The following is a 19242-nucleotide window of genomic DNA, read 5'->3' on the forward strand; positions in this document are numbered from 1 at the left end:
TCAACGATCTCCTTCAGCGTCTTCGGCGCCGGTGGCGCGGGCCTGCAGCGCGTTCCACGCACGGTTCAGCGCGAACAGCAGCATCAGCCCGCCGCCCACCGCCAGTGGCAGGTAGTTGATGCTCTGCGGCAGATCGGCGCCGGCGGTCTTGATGTCCAGGCCGTCGAGCAGCAGATCACCCGACCAGAAGGCGATGAAGCCTCCCAGCACCGCCACCACCAGCTGCACCAGCACGTCCACCGCACGGCGCAGGCCGGGGCCCAGGTAGGCATGCAGCAGAAAGAAGCCGAAGTGGCGGTTGGTGTGCACACCGCAGGCGGCACCGAGGCTCATCGCCGTGGCCAGCAGCAGCAGCGTGACCGGCTCGGTCCAGCTGGGCGAATCGTTGATCACGTAGCGCGCGAACACCTGCCAGCCCTGCACCACCACCAGCCCCAGCAGGGCAGCAACGGCGCCGTAGATGGCGATGTCGGCGATGCGGTCCAGCAGGCGCTGACCAGGCCCGGTGGCGGGCGTCGTCGTCTCGATCATGGCAGTGTCCTCAGGCGGCGCGGATGCGGTCGACCAGCGCGGCGATCTCCGGCTGCTGCAGGTACTGCTGCAGCAGCGGCTGGGCGGCGGTGCGGAAGGCGGGCATGTCCACCTCGTTGGCTTTCACCCCATAGGCCAGCACGGCGCGGCGTGCGGCGTCCTCCGACGCATCCCACTGCTCGCGCATCACCTTCACCGACGCGCGCGCGGTCTGCAGCAGCAGCTGGCGGTCGTCAGGCGACAGGCGTTCGAAACTGGCGCGCGACATCAGCAACACATCCGGCGCGTACGAATGGTCGCTCTGCGACCAGTAGTGCGCCGCTTCGAAGTGGCGGCTGGAATGGAAGCTGCGCATGTTGTTCTCGGCGCCGTCGATCATGTGGGTTTCCATCCCGGAGAACGTGTCGCCCAGCGACATCGGCGTCGGGTTGGCGCCGAGCAGGCGCATCAGCTGGATGAAGATGTCCGATGAGGCGACGCGCAGCTTCAGGCCGTGCAGGTCCTTGGGGGAAACGATGGGGTGCTTGGTGTTGTAGAAGCAGCGTGCACCGGAATCGTAGATCGCCAGGCCGACCAGGCCGCGGCCCTGGAAGCCGCGCAGCACGGCTTCGGCCACGCCGTCATCCAGCGCGGCACGCTGGTGCGCCACCGACGTGAACACGTAGGGCAGGCACAGCGCCTGGGTCAGCGGAAAGGCATTGTTCAGCGCACCGGCATACACGCGGGTGATATCGATGGCACCGAAGCGCGCCATGTCGATCGCCTCGGATTCGCGGCCCAGCTGGCCGGAGTGGTACTGGCGCAGGCGCAGGCGACCGTTGGTTTCGCGCTGCAGCGTTTCGCCGATCCACTTCACCGCGGTGACGGTAGGGTAGTCGGCCACATGCACGTCGGTGGCGGTCAACAGCGCGCCACCGGCCATATCGCCGCCCGGCCCGCGGCCACAGGCGGCGAGCATCGGGGTGGCCAGGGCAGCAGCGCCACCGGCCAGGAAGTTACGTCGTGTGATCATCTGCGCCCTCCCGCGCGTGTTCACCAGGGCAGCCCCGCGGTCATCCCGCGGGCACGGCCCGGCAGGCAATGTCACCGAAGCCGGCAAAGCGCACCAGCGCCGTTTGTCCTGCCTCGATATCGTGGATGCCGGTGGCATTGCCGGTGGCGATCAGGTCGCCCTTGCGCAGCGGCCGGCCACGCAGGGCCGAACGGGACAGCGCAAAGGCATAGGCCGCGCGCAGGCCACCGGGCAGGCGGGTGGCGCCACCGGTGCCGACCACCTCACCTTCGATCAGTGTCTCGGCACGCAGCGAGTTTTCGTCGCGTGCGGTCCAGTCGACGATCTCCGGGCCCAGCACCAGGCCGTTGTTGTTGCCAAAGTCGGACACCACCACGCGCGGACCAAGTTCGTTGATGGTGGCCAGCGGGCTGCTGGCCACTTCCACGCCGATATAGAGGCGCGCAGGCAGCGCTTCGGCCTGTTCCGGGGACCAGTCCAGCTGTCCGGCCGGCGCGTCCTCCAACAGCTCCAGCACGTACTCTGCTTCGACTGCGCCGAAGCCCCCGACGAAGACCGGGATGTCGGTTGTTCCACCGGTATCATTCCAGAGCTGACGTTTGAAGATCGGCCCCAGCAGGCGCTCATCGCCGGAGCCGTCGCGGCGCTCGGCAGCGATGTAACCCACCTTCCAGCCGACCACCGTATCGCTCCACAGGCCAATGGCCTGGTCCTGCACGTGGTAGGCAGCCACCAGATCGACGGGGATCTCTCCGGGGAACGCGGGCAGGGCCTTGCCTGCGCGGCGTGCATCGGTGAAGGCGCGGGCGATGGCGGCTGCACCGTCCGGCGCCGGCCTCTGCCCCTGTGTGCCGTGTTCGTTGCTCAAGAACGGTCTCCCTCTGCGTTGTTGCACTGCCCATCGACAGCGTCTGCAGGAGGTGTATATGGTAAACCGGTGTCATCACGCAAGCCGCAGCGCATCACACCCGCTTCCGGGGCGCCTGCGGCACGCTGCCCACCCTTCGCTGGAGCCCGGTCCGCCATGCGTCTGCCCCCTCTTGTGCTGTTCCTGTGCGTTCTGTTGACGCTTGCCCCGGCACGTGCCAGCGACGTCCCGCTGCGCGACGGCCAGCGGCTTGCCGGGGAGGTGGCGGGCGAACGCCTGCCGCTGTGGCCGGACGGCCAGGTACCTGGCCAGAGCGCTCCGGCACGGAAGGCGCGGGTGGTTGAGCGCAGCCCCGATCCGGCCCATCCGGACCGGTTCGTGGACGGGATCGATGCGCCATACATGATCGTGCACGCGCCGCCACGTCCGAACGGGCAGGCGGTGCTGGTCATTCCGGGCGGCGGCTACCAGCGGGTGGTAATCGACAAGGAGGGCAGCGCGCTGGTGCCGGACTGGGTGCAGCGGGCAGGCTTCACCCTGTTCGTGCTTCGCTACCGCCTGCCGCAGCCGGGCAGGGACCGCCAGGCGGCGCTGGCCGATGCCCAGCGTGCGCTGCGGGTCGTGCGCGACCAGGCCGCGCGCCGCGGCCTGGAGGCGGACAATGTGGCGGTCATGGGCTTTTCCGCCGGCGGCCACGTGGCTGCGCGGCTGGCCACCGGCTTCGATGCGCCGGTCTATCCCGCACGCGATGCGATCGATCAGCTGAGCGCGCGCCCGGCACGGGCGGTGCTGGTCTACCCGGTCATCGACATGGGCGCGCATGCGCACAGTGGTTCGCGCGGGCGATTGCTGGGCGAGCGCCCTGACCCCGCATTGGCGACGCAGTACTCGGTGCAGGAGCACGTGCGTGCGGACATGCCGCCGACGATGCTGATCCATGCCAACGACGATCGCGTGGTCAGCGTGCACAACAGCGAGGTGATGGCGCAGGCGCTGGCCAGGGCGGGCGTCGAGCACGAACTGCATGTGTTCGCCCATGGTGGCCACGGCTTCGGCATGCGCCTGCAGCCCGGCTCCACCCTGGCGCAGTGGCCAGCGCTGGCGCAGGCATGGCTGACAGCAGGAAAGGATGCGGAGCGCAGCCGATGACGGGAGCACCCGACGATCTGCAGCGCCGCCGTTTCCTGCGCGACAGCGCGCGCTGGGCGCTGGCCACGGCCACGCTGGTGGCACTGCCGGCAGCGGCGATGCCCGGTGCACGCGACGAACGCCTGCCGATCGTCCGCGTGCGCGGGGGGCGCCTGCGCGGCCAGCATGAACAAGGCGTGCTGGTATTCCGCGGCGTGCGCTACGGCGCCGATACCGGCACCCATCGCTTCCAGCCACCACGCCGGGAAGCGGCATGGAACGGGATCGCCGATGCACTGGACTATGGCGCGGCCGCACCGCAGGGCGGCGCGGAAGGCCCCGGCAGCGAAGACTGCCTGTTCCTCAACGTCTGGACCCCCGCACTGGGGGATGGCGGCCGCCGCCCGGTGCTGGTCTACATACACGGGGGTGGGTTCAACAACGGCTCCGGCAGCGATCCGCTGTACGACGGCAGTGCGCTGTGCCGCCGCGGCGATGTGGTGGCGGTGACCCTCAATCATCGGCTGAACACCTTCGGTTACCTGTACCTGGGCGCACTTGGCGACGCACGCTACGCCGCGTCGGGGAATGTCGGCCAGCTCGACCTGGTACAGGCGCTGCAGTGGGTGCGCGAGCACGCGGCGATCTTCGGCGGTGACGCTGGAAACATCACCGTGTTCGGCCAGTCCGGGGGCGGCGCCAAGATCGCCACGCTGATGGCGATGCCGGCGGCACGCGGCCTGTTCCAGCGCGCGTGGACGATGAGCGGGCAGCAGGTCACCGCGGCCGGCCCGCGTGCCGCCGCGCAGCGCGCTGCCATCGCAATGGAGGCAGTGGGTGCAAAGGACCTGTCTGCCCTGCTGCGGCTCCCGGCCACGGATCTGCTTGCAGCCACCCGTGCCCGCGATCCATCGCGGGTGGAAAGCACGTCGCTGTACTTCGGGCCGGTACTGGACGAAGTCTCCCTTCCGGTGCATCCGTTCTGGCCGCAGGCGCCGCGGCAGTCGGCCAGCATTCCGATGGTCATCGGCAGTACGCGCGACGAGACCCGTGCCTTCCTCGGCAACGATCCGGCCAACTTCACCTTGACCTGGGAGACGCTGCCGGCACAGCTGCAACGCCAGCAGTTCGTGGATCTGCTGCCGCAGACGGTGATCGCCGAGTACCGGCGCCTGTACCCGCATTACACGCCTTCGGAGGTGTTCTTCGCGGCCACTACCGCAGGACGTTCCTGGCGCGGCGCAGTGGAGGAGCTGGAAGCGCGTGCGCGCCAGCCCAGCGGGGCCGCGCCCACCTGGGCCTACCAGCTGGACTGGGGCTCACCGGTGGAGCAAGGCCGGCTGCGCGCCTTCCACACGCTGGACATCCCGCTGGTGTTCGACAACGCCGGCCTGCCCGGCGCACGCACCGGTGGCGGCGCGGACGCGCATACGCTGGCGGCGACAATGAGCGACGCACTGATCGCCTTCGCGCGCAACGGCGACCCCAATCATCGCGGAATGCCGCAATGGCCCCCCTACGCGCTGCCCCGGCGGCAGACCATGCTGTTCGATCGCCAGAGCTGCGTGGTGGACGATCCTCGTGCCGGCGAACGTGCGCTGTATGCAAAAGTACCGTTCGTGCAGCGCGGCACGCAGTGATGACACCGCGGTGCAAACATTCTGTTAACCCCTCTCGGCTAGAGTCGGGGCATGGGAACGATGTCCTTGCCACCGTCATTCACCGGCCGGGAGCGGCTGTTCGCTGCGATCGATGCCGCGGTGATGCTGGGCACGCCGGAGGCCATCACCGGTGCGCTGCAGCAGGTGCTGCGCGAGGCCATCGTCGATCCGTCCATCCAGCTGCCCCCCTGCGTGCGGCGCCCCGTCGAAGGGCATTACGCACGCCGTGAACTGCACCGCAGCCCGACCCTGGGCTACAGCGTCATCGCCATGTGCTGGGGCCCGGGCCAGGGCACGCCGCTGCACGACCACGATGCGATGTGGTGCGTGGAAGGCGTCTGGCAGGGCGAACTGATCGTCACTCCCTATGCGCTGATTGAACAGGATGGCGAACGTCATCGCTTTGCCGCCCAGCCCACGCTGTACGGCCACCGCGGTAGTGCCGGCAGCCTGATTCCGCCGCACGAGTACCACACGCTGTGCAACGCCAGCGACGCGGACGTGGCCGTGTCGCTGCATGTCTACGAGGGCGTGATGGAACGCAGCGCGGTGTTCGAGCCGTTGGATGATGGCTGGTACCAGCGCCGGATGAAACGGCTGGAGACCGAGGCGTCCTGACCCACGCCGGATCATGCCCGGCGTAATGCAGGCATCATCGCGGCACGCCGACCACGTTGTTGAGCCGGGTCACTTCCTCGCCACCGTCGGCCAGCGCCACGCGCACGCGCAGGCCGCTGCGGTCACCGGCCGGCAACGGCAGCCAGACCTGCACGGTCTTCGGCTGCAGGTCACTGGGTGCCCCCAGCGCCGGCACGTCCGTGCGGGCGATCTCGCGACCGCGCGCGTCTTCCAGCATTGCTACGGCCACGCCGGTGCCGACATGGCCCAGGCTGTGCACGGTCACCTGCAGCTGGCTGCCGTCGATGCGTACGTCGCCGCGACCCACGCCCAGGTCCGGCCGTGTTTCCACCGGTGTTCCCTCGGACACGCGTTCGAACTCGAACACCTCGGTACGCCCGGGACGGAACTGCAGCGCCACCGAAGCGCTGGTTTCCAGCTGTACGCGGCGTTCGGCGGGCGTGCCGTCGATGTGGCCATCGCCATCGGCATCCACGCCGCTGCGTATCCGCCAGGTCCCGCTGGCCACGTTCCAGCCGGTCATGTCGGCGCCGATGGTGCGCGTGCCCAGGTTGTAGCTGGTAACGGTGAAACGTTCACGCGACGGCGCATGCACCAGCAGGGCGACCTGTTCGGCCGCTCCATCGCGGTCGAAGCGCCAGCTGACGGTGTGGCCGGGCCAACTCTGGTTGCGCTTCAGCGCGATCCCACCCAGGCGTGCGCGCTGGAGGAATTCACTGGGCGCTTCCACGCGGTCGGACCACCAGTGGCCCTCGGTGTTCATGTACGCGCGCTGCACTTTCGCCTGCAGGCCGTCGGCATGCAGGGCGGCGATGTATGACCTGTCGCCGCTGGCCTGCCAGGCCATCAGGCTGGCGAAGCCGGTTTTTCCCGCGTCGGCCTCGGCGCGCAGCAGCGGATACCAGTCCTGTTGCCGGCCCAGTACGTCCACGACGTTCTCGCCCAGGTTGGCCAGTGCGCCCGGGCCGCCACGGGCCACGCGGTAGTCCAGTGCCTGCAGGTACTTCGCATCGCCGCTCCAGCGCCACGCCGCCCAGAAGGTGTGCATCGTGTCGCCACTGCCGGAGCCGTTGTTCAACTCGCCGCCGCGGGTGGCACCGCTGGCCCAGTTGATCTCGTTGGGCAGGGTGAAGCGTCCCTTGTCGTCCTTGCCTGCGTGGGCCAGATAGCCATCGGCCAGGCCGATCACCAGCCCGCGGCCGGTGGGATCGGCGTTGTACTGGCCCAGCAGGAACGCCGGGTGCAGCACCGGGAACGAATACGGCTTCTGCCACTGCCAGTTCGGTTCGCGGTAGACCTTGTTGCCACCGAACCAGTTGCTGGAGAACAGCAGGTGGCCCTGCGGGTTGCGCAGGATGATGCGCTCGTCGAAGGCCTTCACCGTTTCCATCAGGCGTTCCAGCGTCAGCGGATCGCCCCAGTTGAGGTAGAGCATGGCGCTGTTGGTGTTGATGCCTTCCTCATAGGAATGCAGCTCGTCGGTCTCGATGGTACTCAAGCCGTTGCTGAACATGCCGTTGCGGTACACCGCGTCGGACAGCGCGGTCAGCGAGGCGTTCAATCGATCCGGCTGCACGCCCATCAGGGCCAGCCCCGGCCACTGCTGGGTCAGGTCGGAATCGTCCGAAATGCCACCACCGAAGTCACCGTAGGCCACCTGCCGTTCGTCGATCCACCAGTCGACGAACTGCCGCACCTGCGCCAGGTCCTGCACCTGGTTGAATGCCCACGCCGGCACGCCCCTGGGCACGGCAGGCGCCGTGTAGGGCGGGCGGCCCTGGCTGTTGTAGCTGATGTAGTTCCAGTACAGGCGGCCGAGTTCATGGTCCGGATCCACCCGCAGCAGGTCGCTCAGGTCCGCGTACACGCGCGCGTACAGGCGCTGGCGCTTGGACGTGGTGTGCTCTTCCACCAGGAAGCCCCAGTTGTCGCGCACCTGGTTGAAGCGGTCGGCCACGTGCTCCTTCTGCGCGTCGGCACGCGGCTTGAACACCAGCCGGACCTGCGCACCGTCGAGGGCATCGGCATCGAAGCCTGGTGCGGCCGAGGCGATGCTCAGCCACAGGCTGTCCGGGGTGAGGATGCGATCGCGCAGGTCCAGCCACAGCGTGCGCGCCTGCCGTGGCGGCACCGACACCGATACATCGATCATGTCGCGCGCCGGCCAGATCGGATCCTTGATGCGGATGTTCAGCGGGATCAGTCCATCGTGGGTGGGCGGCAGGTCCAGCGCGGGAAGGTCGATGGCCACGCCGTCCAGGCCGTCGTGCATGTTCTCCCAGCTGTAGGCCCAGCTGCGGATCAGCGGCTGGTTGGCCGGTGCATCGCCGACGCCCGAGGGGATCAGCACGTGCAAGATCGGCCGCGGCTGCGCCGGCAGGCTGTCGGCACCCCGGCGGCGTGAGCCTGCGCCCTTGGGCAGGGCCATCACCGTGCTGCGTTCGGCGGCCGGGAAGCGGCCATCGATGTAGTGCCGCAGTGCATCGAGGTTGGTGTAGTCGGGCAGGGCCTGGCTGTCGATCACGTAGGTCTGCTTGACCGTGCCTTCCGGCTCGGCGCCCTCGCTCACGTTGTAGGCCCAGACTTCCTGGATCGGGGTTTCCTGTTCGACGTTGCTGAAACGGAGCACGCCGCCCTGCTGCGCGGGAATGTCCTGCACGCTGCGCACCACGCCGCGCGGGCGCGTGGCCAGCACCTCGGTGGCATGTTCGGCGTCGGGTCCATGGGCCAGGCTGCCGAACGCCGCACCGCGGATCTCCATCCGGTTCACCGTCTCGCCGGCCGGCAGGGTCAGGTCCAGGTGCTGGCCGCTTTCCACGTAGGTGTTCCAGTCCGGCAGCTGGAAATAGTCGTTGCGGCCGGGCAGGCGCGAGCGGTTGTAGACGCCCGGCCAGGTGGTTTCCGCGATGCCGTCGGTGGCCTTCCACATCCACGCCTTGTGGTCGCGCGTATCGGCGAATTCGATCTTGCGGATGCGGGTGCCGGCCGACGCCAGCGCAGGCGGTGCCGCGCCTTCCCAGCCGAAGCGATGGCGCCACGCGCGCTCGTCGCTGGCCGGCGCCACCGCGCTGGCCGGCGCCTTGCCGCCTGCCAGTGCCTGCACGGCGGGGGCGTCGAGCATGCGGTCGTAGACCCGGATGTGCTGGAAATCGCTCCCACGCAGGAAGTTGTAGCGACTCTGCACCTGGTACGGTGCCATTACCCGCCCGGCAAGGCCGAGCTGGTCCAGCGCGGCATCGTAATTGCCGGTGGCCTGCGCGCGCGCCACTTCGCGGCCATCGATGAACAGGCGCACGCCGTGGTCCTCATCCCAGGCGAAGGCCAGGTGCAACCACTGGTCGGGACGCGGCAGTGCATCCATGCGGAACGACACGCGTGTGCGTGCCAGGTTGGCATCGGTGACGAAGGCATCGAAGCCGTGCCCGTTCCAGTCGATGCGCAGCCAGGCCATGTCCCAGCTGCTGTGGTCGGCGTAGCCGACGCGAAAGATCACGAACGGCGCTTCACCCACCGCGTAGCGCGAACGCCAGTCGAAGGCCAGCGTGCCGCGCTGGGCCAGGATGTTGCCCGGCGCGTCCCAGGCAAGCACGCCGTCGTCTTCCCATTGGATGGCCTTGCCATGCTCGCCGTCGTCGACCACCGCGACCTTGTCGCGAAAGTTCGCTACGGCCTCACCGTGAGCGGTCACGGCCTGCAGGCCGTGATTGGCATCCACATGGAAGAGCAGGGTAGGGACATCGGCGGCGGCCGTCGCGGGGCCTGCAGCCAGGGCCACTGCCAGCAGCAGGCAGCGGGACACGGTCGTGCGGTGCGGCATGGAGACATTTCCTTTCAACGGGCGACGGCCGGCGGCGGGCCGCCGGACCGTAGCAAGGCCACGCCGCAGCGGCACCTTGCGGCGCAGCAGCGGTCATGGCGAACCGCGGCGCGTATCGGTACCCGCCGCCGGCGTTGCTCAGAACTTGTAGCGCACGCCCAGCAGGAACTGGCGGCCGGTTTCGGTGTACTGGAGTGGCAGGCGGCCGGTGGCGGGCGAGTACACCCATTCATCCGAGGCTTCGTTGGTCAGGTTGATGCCTTCCAGGCTCAGTTCCAGCTGGTCGCTGATCTTGTAGCGGATGGACGCATCAATGACCGTGGTGCCGGTCATGCCGTGGTAGCCGTCCAGGTTGAAGCCGGTTTCCTGACCGGGCACCTGGGTGAGGTAGTCATCGCGGTTGGTGGCGGAGACGCGGCCAGCGAAGGTCTCGCCTTCGTAGAACAGCGTTGCGTTCCATGACGATTTGGACAGGCCCAGCAGATCGTTCTTCATCACTGGCTGGCCAGCCGAGTTGATGTACTGGATCTTCGATTCGACCCAGGTGTAGTTCAGCTGCACGCCCAGGTTCGACCACTTGCCCGGCAGGAAAGTGAAGGGCTGGGTGTAGTTCGCCTCGGCGCCGTACAGCTCACCGCCGGGGGTATTGACTGGCCGGGTGAAGGTGAAGTCGTCGGTGGGCGAGGCGCCGGTACCGGTCAGCAGTTCGGCAGGCAGGCCGCTGTCGGTGTACGGGCGGTTCTCGCGCAGGGTCTGCACCGAGGTCTCGATGTCCTTGTAGAACAGGCCCAGGCCCGCCATCGCGCCTTCGGCGAAGTACCACTCGAAGCCCAGGTCGACATTGGTGGCGCGCGTCGGGTCCAGGTTGGGATTGCCGCTGGAGATGGTGCGCGCACCACCGGCCACGGCCACGGTTGCACCTGGCGTCAGGCTGCCCAGGCCCGGGCGGGTCATGACCTTGGCCGCACCCAGGCGGATCAGGAAATCGGGCGTGACCTCGGCCACCAGGTTGAACGAGGGCAGGGTGTCATCGTAGGTGCGGGTGGCGGTGGTGGAGGTGGTACCACTGGCCAGCGTCGACAGCCCGGTGGAGGTCTGCCTGGTGCGCACGTAGCGCACGCCGAAGTTGCCCGACAGCGGCAGCGAGCCGATTTCGGTGCTGAACTCGCCCATCAGGTAGGCACCACGGTCCTTCTCTTCCACGCTGCGCACGTTGTTGGCGCGCGGCGCGACGGCATAGATGCCGCTGTTGCTGTAGATGTCGAACTGGTCGGCGATTGCATCCAGGTTCGGCACCACCCAGTTGGACGGATTGCCATTGATGCCCTTCAGGCCGGCCTGGTTGATCATGTCCACGGGCACGATCCTGCTGCCGCTGGCGAAGGTCGGCACGGCCAGTTCGCTGGCACGGCGCAGTTCGGTGGTCTTGAACGTGTAGTCCTTGGCAAGCACGCCGCCCTTCAGGCGGAAGCCGGGGCTGATGTTCCAGTTGAAGTCGATCTGGCCGGTATCGAAGTCGTTGTCCACGTACTGCGGGCGCAGGCGGATTTCCGCCAGTTCCCAACCGTTGGGGTCGGTCGGGTCGATGCCGTAGTTGAGGATCGGGAAGCGGCTGTTGCCACGGTAGTCGTAGCTGTAGCCCTTGACGTCGTACTTGTCCATGATGACGGTGGTCTGCACTGGATTCTCGTGCCTGGAGCGCGAGATGCCCAGCTTGCCGGACACGGTGAAGTCGTCGCCGAAACGGTGCTGGCCGTTCAGGCTGATCTGCTTGAACTCGGTGCTCCACTCGTCGTGGCGGTTCTCGGTACGGATGTCGACGTTGTCGAATTCACCGTACAGCAGCGCGCCGTTGCGGATCTCGCCGTTCCTGACGATGGTGCTCGGCTTGCCGACCAGGCGCGGGGTGCTGCTGCTGCCACGGCTGAAGGAAATCGCTTCGATGTACTGCTCGTCGCGGGTGGCATCGATCTTCGAGTACAGCATGTCCAGCGATACTTCACTGGCATCGCTGGGCTTCCACTGCAGCGAGCCGGTCACGCCCAGGCGCTTCTGCTCGTGTTCCATCTGCACGTAGCGCGGGAAGCGCGGGTGGAATACATCAGCGGCGCGTGCGGCGGCGAACGGCGATGACGCAGCGAAGTTGCCATTGCTCGGGCCGTTGGCCCAGCGGCCGGTGTTGGAGCCTTCCTCCAGTGCCTGGCGCTCGGAGTAGGCCACCGACAGGAGGGCGCCGAAGGTACCATCGGCGAAGGTGTTGGAGACCAGCGCGGCCAGCCGCGGGTCGGCCTTTTCGGCCATCTGGTTGTAGCCGGCCTGGCCGCTTGCGGCGAAGGTGAAGCCGTCGTAGTCGAACGGGCGCGCGGTGCGCAGGTCGACAGTGGCACCCAGCGAGCCTTCCTCGACGTCGGCCGAGGCGGTCTTGCGCACCACCAGCTGCGAGAACAGGTCCGAGGCAAACACGTTGAAGTCGAAACCGCGGCCGCGGTTGGTACCACCGCTCTGGTCACCGGCGCCGACGGTGGTCAGCGCTTCCATCCCATTGATGCGCACGCGGGTGAAATCCGGGCCCAGGCCGCGCACCGAGATGTTGCGGCCTTCGCCGGCTTCGCGTGTGATCACCACGCCCGGAATGCGCTGCAGCGATTCAGCCAGATTGAGGTCGGGAAACTTGCCGATGTCTTCGGCGACGATGGCATCGACCACGCCGGCCTCGCCGCGCTTGATGTCCAGCGCCTTTTCGACACTGGCGCGATAGCCTGTGACGTTCACCGTGTCCAGGTCGGTAGCGGTCTGCTGCTGGGCGGCCGCGCTGGTGGACAGGGCGAGTCCCACCCCCAGGGCCAGCAAGGTAACCGGTGTCTTTTTTCCATGGATCCGAGATTGCATGCCTTTCCCCTCTCCCAAAGGTCTGGTATCGCAGCTGCGCGGCGAAATGACACCGCTAGTCAAAACCGACGTTAGCAGCACCACCGGGATCGGGCATCTTGCACCGCAACAGATTTGCAATGTCTCCAAGACGCTTGCAGGACAAAGGTTTCGACATATCGCCCAAGCGCTCTCAAGGCGTCTTCGGTCTAGAATGACACCGCTAGCCAATCGCCACGCCCCTCGCGTGGTCCACTTACACGCCATGCAGTGTCCCATGCTGGTGGCACGCGTGAAGGAGCTGAGATGGGTCGTATCGTGTGTTTTGGAGAGTTGTTGCTGCGCCTGGGTGCCCCCGGCAACGAACTGCTGCTGCAGTCGCCGCAACTCCAGGTCCATGTGGGAGGGGCCGAAGCCAACGTGGGTGTCTCGCTGTCCCGGCTTGGACATCAGGTGGCCATGGTCAGCACCGTGGCCGGCAATGCGCTGGGGGCGCATGTACTGGGTGAACTGCGGCGGCACGGCGTGGATACGCGCGGTGTGCGCGAGGACGCCGAGGGCCGCATGGGCCTGTACTTCCTCACCACCGGCGCGGTACAGCGCGCGAGCGAAGTGGTCTACGACCGCGCGGATTCGGCGTTCGCGCGCAGCGCTGCAGCCGACTACGACTGGCCAGCGCTGCTGCAGGACGCGCAGTGGCTGCACGTCTCCGGGGTCAGCCCGGCGTTGGGCCCGCACGTGGCGGCGGCCACGCTGGCGGCGGCGCGCGCGGCAAGACAGGCCGGTGTCCGCGTCTCCTTCGACGGCAATTTCCGGCCCCGCCTCTGGCAGCGCTGGGGAGGCGATGCGCAGGCGGTATTGCGCGAACTGTTCGCGCAGGCCGACATCGTGTTCGCCGACTACCGCGACATGGAGGTCGTACTGGGCACCCGCTTCACCCAGCCGGACCTGATGGAGCGGATCGACGCGGCCGCTGCCGCCGCGTTCGGTGCCTTTCCGCAACTGCAGTGGATGGCCTGCACGCAGCGGCAGGTGCTGAGCGTGGACCACCATGTGCTGGGCGCTGTGCTGCTGGGTTGCGACGGAACCCGCGCACAGGCCCCACTGCGTCATCTGCAGGGCATCGTCGACCGCATCGGTGGCGGTGATGCCTTCGCGGCCGGCATCCTGCATGGCATCCTGTCCGGCCTTGATGCCGACGCCACCGTGCGGTTCGGCCTGGCCGCCGGGGCGCTGAAGCACTCCATCCCCGGCGATTTCAATCCTGTCAGCGAAGCTGACGTGCTGGCCCTGATGGGCGAGGAGCGATTCGATGTCCGCCGCTGATCCGCGCGTACGCGCGGTCCTGAAACTGGCACCGGTGATTCCGGTGTACACCCCCGAAGACGTGAATGACGCGGTCGAAGTGGCCCAGGCCCTGTTCCGCGGCGGCCTGCCGGTGATCGAAGTGACCCTGCGCACGCCGCAGGCGCTGGACGCGATCACGGCCATGGTCGAGGCCGTACCGGACGCGGTGATCGGTGCCGGCACCGTGCTTACCCCGGCGCAGATGCAGGCGGCGAAGCAGGCCGGAGCGCGTTTCGCGGTGTCCCCCGGCGCCACGCCGGCACTGTACGCGGCCGCGCACGATGCCGACCTGCCGTACCTGCCCGGTGCGGCCACGGCCTCGGACCTGATCCTGGGCCTGGAGCACGGCCAAGACACGTTCAAGTTCTTTCCCGCCGTGCAGGCCGGCGGTGCCGCGCTGCTGGCGGCCTGGCACGGTCCATTCGCCGACGTGCGCTTCTGCCCGACCGGTGGCATCAGCGCGCAGACCGCGCCGCAGTTCCTGCACCTGCCCAACGTGCTGTGCGTGGGTGGCTCGTGGTTGACCACGCCGGCACTGCTGCAGACCCGCGACTGGGAGGCCATCGAGCGCCTCGCCCGCGAGGCCTCGGTGCTGGCCAGCTGAACCCGGCGCACGGATCTTCAAAGGTTTGATCGTGATCAAAGCGCCGGCCTCGTGCCGGCGTCATTCTGTGGGCAAGCGCACTACGGAGATCCGAACATGAATTCCACCATGAAGGCCGCTGTCGTGCGTGAGTTCGGCAAGCCACTGGTCATCGAGGAAGTCTCGGTACCACGCCCGGGGGCGGGCGAGGTACTGGTCAGGATCGAGGCCTGTGGTGTCTGCCACACCGACCTGCACGCCGCCGAGGGCGACTGGCCGGTCAAACCGAACCCGCCGTTCATCCCCGGTCACGAGGGCGTGGGGCACGTCGTGGCCGTGGGTGGCGGGGTCGGGCACGTCAGGGAAGGCGACAGGGTCGGCATCCCCTGGTTGTACTCGGCGTGTGGCCATTGCGAACACTGCCTGGGGGGCTGGGAAACGCTGTGCGAAACGCAGCGCAACACCGGTTACTCGGTCAACGGCGGCTTCGCCGAGTACGCACTGGCCGATGCCAACTATGTCGGCCTGCTTCCAAAGGACGTGGGCTTCGTGGAGATCGCGCCGGTGCTGTGCGCCGGCGTGACCGTCTACAAGGGCCTGAAGGTCACCGACACCAGGCCCGGTGACTGGGTGGCGATCTCCGGCATCGGTGGCCTGGGCCACATGGCCGTGCAGTACGCCCGCGCAATGGGCCTGAACGTGGCGGCGGTGGACGTGGATGACAACAAGCTGGCGCTGGCGCGGCAGCTCGGCGCGCAGGTCACCGTCAACGCGCGTACCACCGACCCGGCCGCCTTCCTGAAGAGGGAGATCGGTGGCGCACACGGTGCACTGGTCACCGCGGTGTCGCCGAAGGCGTTCGAGCAGGCACTGGGCATGGTCCGCCGCGGCGGCACTGTCTCGCTCAATGGCCTGCCGCCCGGCAACTTCCCGCTGGATATCTTCGGCATGGTGCTCAACGGCATCACCGTGCGCGGCTCGATCGTCGGCACCCGCCTGGACCTGCAGGAATCGCTGCAGTTCGCTGCCGAGGGCAAGGTCGCCGCCACCGTCAGCACCGATCGCCTGGAAAACATCAACGACGTGTTCGCACGCATGCACGCGGGCACCATCGAAGGCCGCGTCGTACTGGACTTCGCCGCCTGACCCTCCGTGCATGGCCGCCGCCGCTCCGTCCCCCTCTCCCACGGACGCGGCGGCCATGCCGATTCATCGCCAGCGGGCACTCGCGCGGCCGTACAATGCGTGCATGCCCGGCGTGCTCAAGATCCTGTTCCTGTCCATCGTTGCCCTGCTCGGCGGTGTACTTTCACTTGCGCTGGTGAGCAGCGTCGCCAGCTGGCTGCCGCCGCTGCTGGGCATGCCGCCGGACAACAACAGCGCGCAGCTGGGCTGGGACCTGGCCTTCAGCGTGCTCGGTGGCATCGCGGGTATCGCCTTTGCCACCTACTACGCGCCCTGCTGGCCGCGTTCGCACGGCTTCTCGATCTGGTCGCTGGTCGCGCTGGGCTGTGGCTACGCCATGTGGACGGCGGGTGCGGATTTCCCGCTCTGGTTCGTCATTTCGCTGCTGGCGTCGCTGCCGCTGCAATTGCTGGCCGGCTGGTGGTTTGACCGTCGTCCCTCGCGCGATGCAAGGTGATGCCGCCCCTGTAGAGCCGAGCCTGTGCTCGGCTTTCATGCACATTTACACAGGCAGCCGAGCATAGGCTCGGCTCTACAGGTCCATCCGCGGCAGCGTCTGCTTCAACGCATCGATGCCCTGCCACGGATCCGCTTTCAGCCGCTTCGCGCGCGCCAGCGCCTTGGCCATCGAAAACGCATCGGCCGCACCGACGCGTGCCAGTTCCTCCCAGCGCAGCGGTACCGCCACACCGGCACTTTCACGCGCACGCAGCGACCACGAGCACACGCTGGTGGCGCCCCGCGTATTGCGCAGCCAGTCGATGAAGATGACGCCGCCACGCTTGGCCTTGCTCATGGTCGCCACGTAGTGGTCCGGCGCGCGCTCCGCCATCGCCCGGGCAAATGCCTCGCAGAACACCCTGGCCTGTTCCCAGTCGGCCCTGGGCTGCAGCGGCACCACAACGTGCACGCCCTTGCCACCGGACAACCGCACGAAGCTCTTCAGGCCGGCCTCCTGCAGGCGGTCACGGACGTCACGCGCAGCGGCCTTCACCTGTGCCCAGCTGACGCCTTCTCCAGGGTCAAGATCGAACACCAGCCGATCCGGATGCTCGGGGTCGGCGACGGTTGCACCCCAGGGATGCAACTCCAGGGTGTTCATCTGCACCAGCTGCAGCAGGCCCCGTGCGTCGTCGATGTAAACGTAATCCTCGCGCCCGCTCTTCTGCTGCAGCGGCACCGCATGTACCGCATCGCCCAGACCTGCACCATGGTGCTTCTGGAAGAAGCAGGCCTTGCCGACGCCGTCCGGGCAGCGCAGTAGTGACAGCGGACGCGCGCTGATTTCCGGCAGGATCCAGCGCGCCATGCGCTGGTAGTAGTCGGCCACGGCGCCCTTGGTCAGCTTCTGCTTTGGAAAAACCACCCGCTCCGGATGAGTAATCTGGACCTCGCCTCCAGCTTCGGTATCTGCGATGTTCATTCCAAGGTCCTCCTTCGGCGTGTCGCTGCGCAGCCGCTTGAAACCAGCCTGGCGCAGGTAGGCCGCCGCGTCGGATCACCCTGCGCGGGCGTGTCGTCAGGCGCCGGCGTCTGCCCTGCGCCGCCGCCAGGTCGGCGCTTTCGCCGGTACTGCTCCAACGACATGCTCAACCTGCCTTGCGGCGTGCAGCGGTCTTCTTTGCAGCTTTCTTCGCAGCCTTCTTGGCTGCCTTCTTTACCGTGGATTTGGTGGCTGCTTTCCGCGTTGCCGTCTTTTTCGCTGGCGTGCGCTTGTTGGCATCCAGGCTCTTCTGCAGCAGCGCCATGAAATCGACCACATTGGTGCTGGCGTCCTCGCGCGGTGCAGGCTCATCGTCGACCCGCGTGGTACCCCCCTTGGACTTGATGCGCTTGTTCAACACCTGCTGCAGGCGCTCGCGGAATTCATCGTGATACTGCGACGGATCCCAGTCGCCGGCCATCGACTCGATCAGCTGTTCGGCCATCGCCGTTTCCTTGCTGGTGATGCGGTAGTCGGACAGCTTGCCGGTGGGCAGCTTGTACTCCTCCGGATCCACCAGTTCCTGTGGATAGCGCAGGATCATCAGCACCAGTGCGTCCTCATGCGGCATCACCGCGCACAGGTACTCGCGTGTGCGCACGACCACCCGCGCGATACCGACCTTGCCGGTGCTGCGCAGGGTCTCGCGCAGCAGCACATAGCCTTTCTCGGCCTTCTTGCCGGGCACCAGCAGATACGGTTTCTCGTAGTAGCGCGGATCGATCTGCGATGCATCCACGAACGATTCCACTTCTACGGCCTCGTGGCTTTCTGGTGCCGCCGAACGGATATCGCCTTCCTCCAGCACGACATAGCTGCCCTTGTCGTACTCGTAGGCCTTGACGATGTCCTTCCAGGGAACTTCCTCGCCCGTATCGGCGTTGACCCGCTCAAAGCGGATCGGCTTGCGATCGCGGGAGTCGAGCATGCGGAACTGCAGATCGACCTTGCGCTCTCCGGACATCAGTGACACCGGCACATTGAGCAGGCCGAACGAGAGCGTGCCAGTCCAGATCGGGCGGGCCATGGGCGTACCTTTGGCGGAGCAGGGCATCCAGCTTCGGATGGGCGGTGTAAACCACCCGTGTCGATACCGTGCACGCGGGTTCTACGGAAAACGGTAGTGCCGGGCACTGGCCGGCGGAACTCGCGGCCTGAAGTTTCCCGGGGTTGCCGGCCAGCGGCCGGCATTATTGCAGCAACGGCCTCACCGCCGCCGCCGGGATATGGTCCAGCGCGCGCCAGGCGTCCTCCACGACCGGGCGTGCCTGCGACCAGCCCAGCCGCGACTGCCCGCGCATCTGTTCCCAATGCTCGGCCAGTTCCTCGCAGGTATCGGCAGCATCACCGCGTGGCCAATCCGCGGCATGGGTCGTCAGCGCGAAGGCATATACCGGGCACAGATCGCGCCAGTTGCGGTGGCTTTGGCCACGCCTCTCCTCGTAGTCGCTGATCATGTACTGCAGGTAGTCCTGCGCCACCGCCTGCGGATCTTCCTGGCGGCGCGTGCGGCGCTGGGCAGTGCGCTGGCCGAGTGGATCGAGCAGGGCGTTGAACACGGACGGTGCGGGTCGTTCAAGACGGGGCATGGCCGGCTCCTGCAGCGGGGGCGGGTGGGCAGGAATACGCGCGGTGCCGTTACCGGGGGGTGAGCGAGATGTTCATGACGCCAGGTTCGCAACGGCTTTACCTGCGGGGCGGTGTAGTGGAATCCCCCCCAAGGGCAGGTACCAGACCATGAGCCGAGAGACCTCGCGAGACCCGCTGCGGGAGAACCACCCGCCCATTCCCGGCGAGCAGCGCGGCAAGCGCGATGCCGACAACGCCGACTACCGCGGCACCGGCGCGCCGTTCTTCGATGCCGAGCATGACCACCTGCCGGTGAAGCACGAGGCTGAACAGGCGGCCCAGGACCGCAAGGATGGCGGTGACCGCCACCGTGGTGGCCAGGAGAGCCCGCTCAAGCGCCGCGAGCGCAAGCAGCGCGCCAGCGACAACCAGGACGAGGCGCTGGAGGAGACGTTCCCTGCCAGCGACCCGACCTCGCCGTTCGTGCCGGCCAAGACCCCCGACTGACCGGTAGTGGGGGGCGCCGGGCCGCCCCCCCGTGGGCGGCCGTG

The 19242-nt window shown here is 67.6% G+C and carries 15 protein-coding genes and 1 pseudogene; 8 read left to right on the top strand and 8 right to left on the bottom strand.

Annotated features, from left to right (window positions below; genetic code table 11):
- The 3 genes from R5H29_RS03210 to R5H29_RS03220 are packed head-to-tail and all read right to left on the bottom strand — an operon-like array spanning position 1 to position 2411.
- Positions 1-531, bottom strand: a complete 531-nt coding sequence (locus R5H29_RS03210; RefSeq protein WP_019658831.1) for a TRAP transporter small permease — start codon at positions 529-531, stop codon at positions 1-3.
- Positions 532-541: 10 nt separating this feature from the next.
- A complete protein-coding gene (locus tag R5H29_RS03215) occupies positions 542-1543 on the bottom strand; it encodes a TRAP transporter substrate-binding protein (protein WP_021204623.1) in 1002 nt (333 codons plus the stop codon).
- Between the two features lie 40 nt (positions 1544-1583).
- Positions 1584-2411: a 2-keto-4-pentenoate hydratase gene (locus R5H29_RS03220; protein ID WP_019337392.1), complete on the bottom strand. Its 828-nt coding sequence runs from the start codon at positions 2409-2411 to the stop codon at positions 1584-1586.
- Positions 2412-2585: 174 nt separating this feature from the next.
- Here R5H29_RS03220 and R5H29_RS03225 point away from each other — a divergent pair, with 174 nt between their 5' ends.
- From R5H29_RS03225 to R5H29_RS03235, 3 genes are read left to right on the top strand one after another with little or no spacing between them, the layout of a single operon-like run.
- On the top strand, positions 2586-3560 hold the full coding sequence (locus R5H29_RS03225; RefSeq protein ID WP_308305331.1) for an alpha/beta hydrolase: 975 nt from the start codon (positions 2586-2588) through the stop codon (positions 3558-3560).
- Positions 3557-5179 carry a carboxylesterase family protein gene (locus tag R5H29_RS03230; protein WP_332328727.1) on the top strand — a complete coding sequence of 541 codons (1623 nt, stop codon included), beginning with the start codon at positions 3557-3559 and terminating at the stop codon, positions 5177-5179. Before R5H29_RS03225 ends, R5H29_RS03230 begins: the two co-directional genes overlap by 4 nt.
- A 51-nt stretch (positions 5180-5230) precedes the next feature.
- Positions 5231-5818: a cysteine dioxygenase family protein gene (locus R5H29_RS03235; RefSeq protein ID WP_019658826.1), complete on the top strand. Its 588-nt coding sequence runs from the start codon at positions 5231-5233 to the stop codon at positions 5816-5818.
- A gap of 34 nt (positions 5819-5852) precedes the next feature.
- On the opposite strand, the gene R5H29_RS03240 is transcribed toward R5H29_RS03235, so the two are convergent.
- Both R5H29_RS03240 and R5H29_RS03245 read right to left on the bottom strand, forming a co-directional pair.
- Positions 5853-9656, bottom strand: a complete 3804-nt coding sequence (locus tag R5H29_RS03240) for a LamG-like jellyroll fold domain-containing protein (protein WP_332328728.1) — start codon at positions 9654-9656, stop codon at positions 5853-5855.
- 138 nt (positions 9657-9794) lie between these two features.
- The gene (locus R5H29_RS03245) at positions 9795-12545 is read right to left on the bottom strand and encodes a TonB-dependent receptor (RefSeq protein WP_029550752.1); all 2751 of its coding nucleotides are present in this window, start codon (positions 12543-12545) and stop codon (positions 9795-9797) included.
- Between the two features lie 285 nt (positions 12546-12830).
- Between R5H29_RS03245 and R5H29_RS03250 the strand changes: the two genes are divergently transcribed.
- From R5H29_RS03250 to R5H29_RS03265, 4 genes are all read left to right on the top strand, one after another.
- Positions 12831-13850: a sugar kinase gene (locus tag R5H29_RS03250; protein WP_155028732.1), complete on the top strand. Its 1020-nt coding sequence runs from the start codon at positions 12831-12833 to the stop codon at positions 13848-13850.
- On the top strand, positions 13837-14475 hold the full coding sequence (eda, locus tag R5H29_RS03255; protein ID WP_155028731.1) for a bifunctional 4-hydroxy-2-oxoglutarate aldolase/2-dehydro-3-deoxy-phosphogluconate aldolase: 639 nt from the start codon (positions 13837-13839) through the stop codon (positions 14473-14475). The genes R5H29_RS03250 and eda overlap by 14 nt, the downstream gene beginning before the upstream one ends.
- Before the next feature lie 96 nt (positions 14476-14571).
- Positions 14572-15600 (top strand): alcohol dehydrogenase AdhP, encoded by a 1029-nt coding sequence (gene adhP, locus R5H29_RS03260; protein ID WP_180877398.1) that lies wholly within the window; start codon positions 14572-14574, stop codon positions 15598-15600.
- Positions 15601-15703: 103 nt separating this feature from the next.
- Positions 15704-16096, top strand: a complete 393-nt coding sequence (locus R5H29_RS03265; RefSeq protein ID WP_332328733.1) for a hypothetical protein — start codon at positions 15704-15706, stop codon at positions 16094-16096.
- Between the two features lie 75 nt (positions 16097-16171).
- On the opposite strand, the pseudogene ligD reads toward R5H29_RS03265, so the two are convergent.
- The 3 genes and pseudogenes from ligD to R5H29_RS03280 form a co-directional block, all read right to left on the bottom strand.
- A pseudogene (ligD, locus tag R5H29_RS03270) lies at positions 16172-17119 on the bottom strand (non-homologous end-joining DNA ligase); the annotation flags it as partial.
- Between the two features lie 109 nt (positions 17120-17228).
- Positions 17229-18149, bottom strand: a complete 921-nt coding sequence (locus R5H29_RS03275; protein WP_021204616.1) for a Ku protein — start codon at positions 18147-18149, stop codon at positions 17229-17231.
- A 163-nt stretch (positions 18150-18312) separates the two neighbouring features.
- On the bottom strand, positions 18313-18711 hold the full coding sequence (locus tag R5H29_RS03280; protein WP_021204615.1) for a hypothetical protein: 399 nt from the start codon (positions 18709-18711) through the stop codon (positions 18313-18315).
- Between the two features lie 148 nt (positions 18712-18859).
- Between R5H29_RS03280 and R5H29_RS03285 the strand changes: the two genes are divergently transcribed.
- Positions 18860-19198 (top strand): hypothetical protein, encoded by a 339-nt coding sequence (locus R5H29_RS03285; RefSeq protein WP_332328729.1) that lies wholly within the window; start codon positions 18860-18862, stop codon positions 19196-19198.
- Positions 19199-19242 lie beyond the last annotated feature (44 nt).

Source organism: Stenotrophomonas sp. A3_2, from assembly GCF_036624925.1.
Classification (GTDB): domain Bacteria; phylum Pseudomonadota; class Gammaproteobacteria; order Xanthomonadales; family Xanthomonadaceae; genus Stenotrophomonas; species Stenotrophomonas hibiscicola.

Excerpts from the sequence above, each read along its gene's own strand:
- adhP (WP_180877398.1), top strand. The coding sequence starts at position 14,572 with ATGAATTCCACCATGAAGGCCGCTGTCGTGCGTGAGTTCGGCAAGCCA.
- R5H29_RS03280 (WP_021204615.1), bottom strand. The coding sequence starts at position 18,711 with ATGCCCCGTCTTGAACGACCCGCACCGTCCGTGTTCAACGCCCTGCTC.
- R5H29_RS03240 (WP_332328728.1), bottom strand. The coding sequence starts at position 9,656 with ATGCCGCACCGCACGACCGTGTCCCGCTGCCTGCTGCTGGCAGTGGCC.
- R5H29_RS03210 (WP_019658831.1), bottom strand. The coding sequence starts at position 531 with ATGATCGAGACGACGACGCCCGCCACCGGGCCTGGTCAGCGCCTGCTG.
- R5H29_RS03245 (WP_029550752.1), bottom strand. The coding sequence starts at position 12,545 with ATGCAATCTCGGATCCATGGAAAAAAGACACCGGTTACCTTGCTGGCC.
- R5H29_RS03275 (WP_021204616.1), bottom strand. The coding sequence starts at position 18,149 with ATGGCCCGCCCGATCTGGACTGGCACGCTCTCGTTCGGCCTGCTCAAT.
- R5H29_RS03215 (WP_021204623.1), bottom strand. The coding sequence starts at position 1,543 with ATGATCACACGACGTAACTTCCTGGCCGGTGGCGCTGCTGCCCTGGCC.
- R5H29_RS03250 (WP_155028732.1), top strand. The coding sequence starts at position 12,831 with ATGGGTCGTATCGTGTGTTTTGGAGAGTTGTTGCTGCGCCTGGGTGCC.
- R5H29_RS03235 (WP_019658826.1), top strand. The coding sequence starts at position 5,231 with ATGGGAACGATGTCCTTGCCACCGTCATTCACCGGCCGGGAGCGGCTG.
- R5H29_RS03230 (WP_332328727.1), top strand. The coding sequence starts at position 3,557 with ATGACGGGAGCACCCGACGATCTGCAGCGCCGCCGTTTCCTGCGCGAC.
- R5H29_RS03285 (WP_332328729.1), top strand. The coding sequence starts at position 18,860 with ATGAGCCGAGAGACCTCGCGAGACCCGCTGCGGGAGAACCACCCGCCC.
- R5H29_RS03265 (WP_332328733.1), top strand. The coding sequence starts at position 15,704 with ATGCCCGGCGTGCTCAAGATCCTGTTCCTGTCCATCGTTGCCCTGCTC.
- eda (WP_155028731.1), top strand. The coding sequence starts at position 13,837 with ATGTCCGCCGCTGATCCGCGCGTACGCGCGGTCCTGAAACTGGCACCG.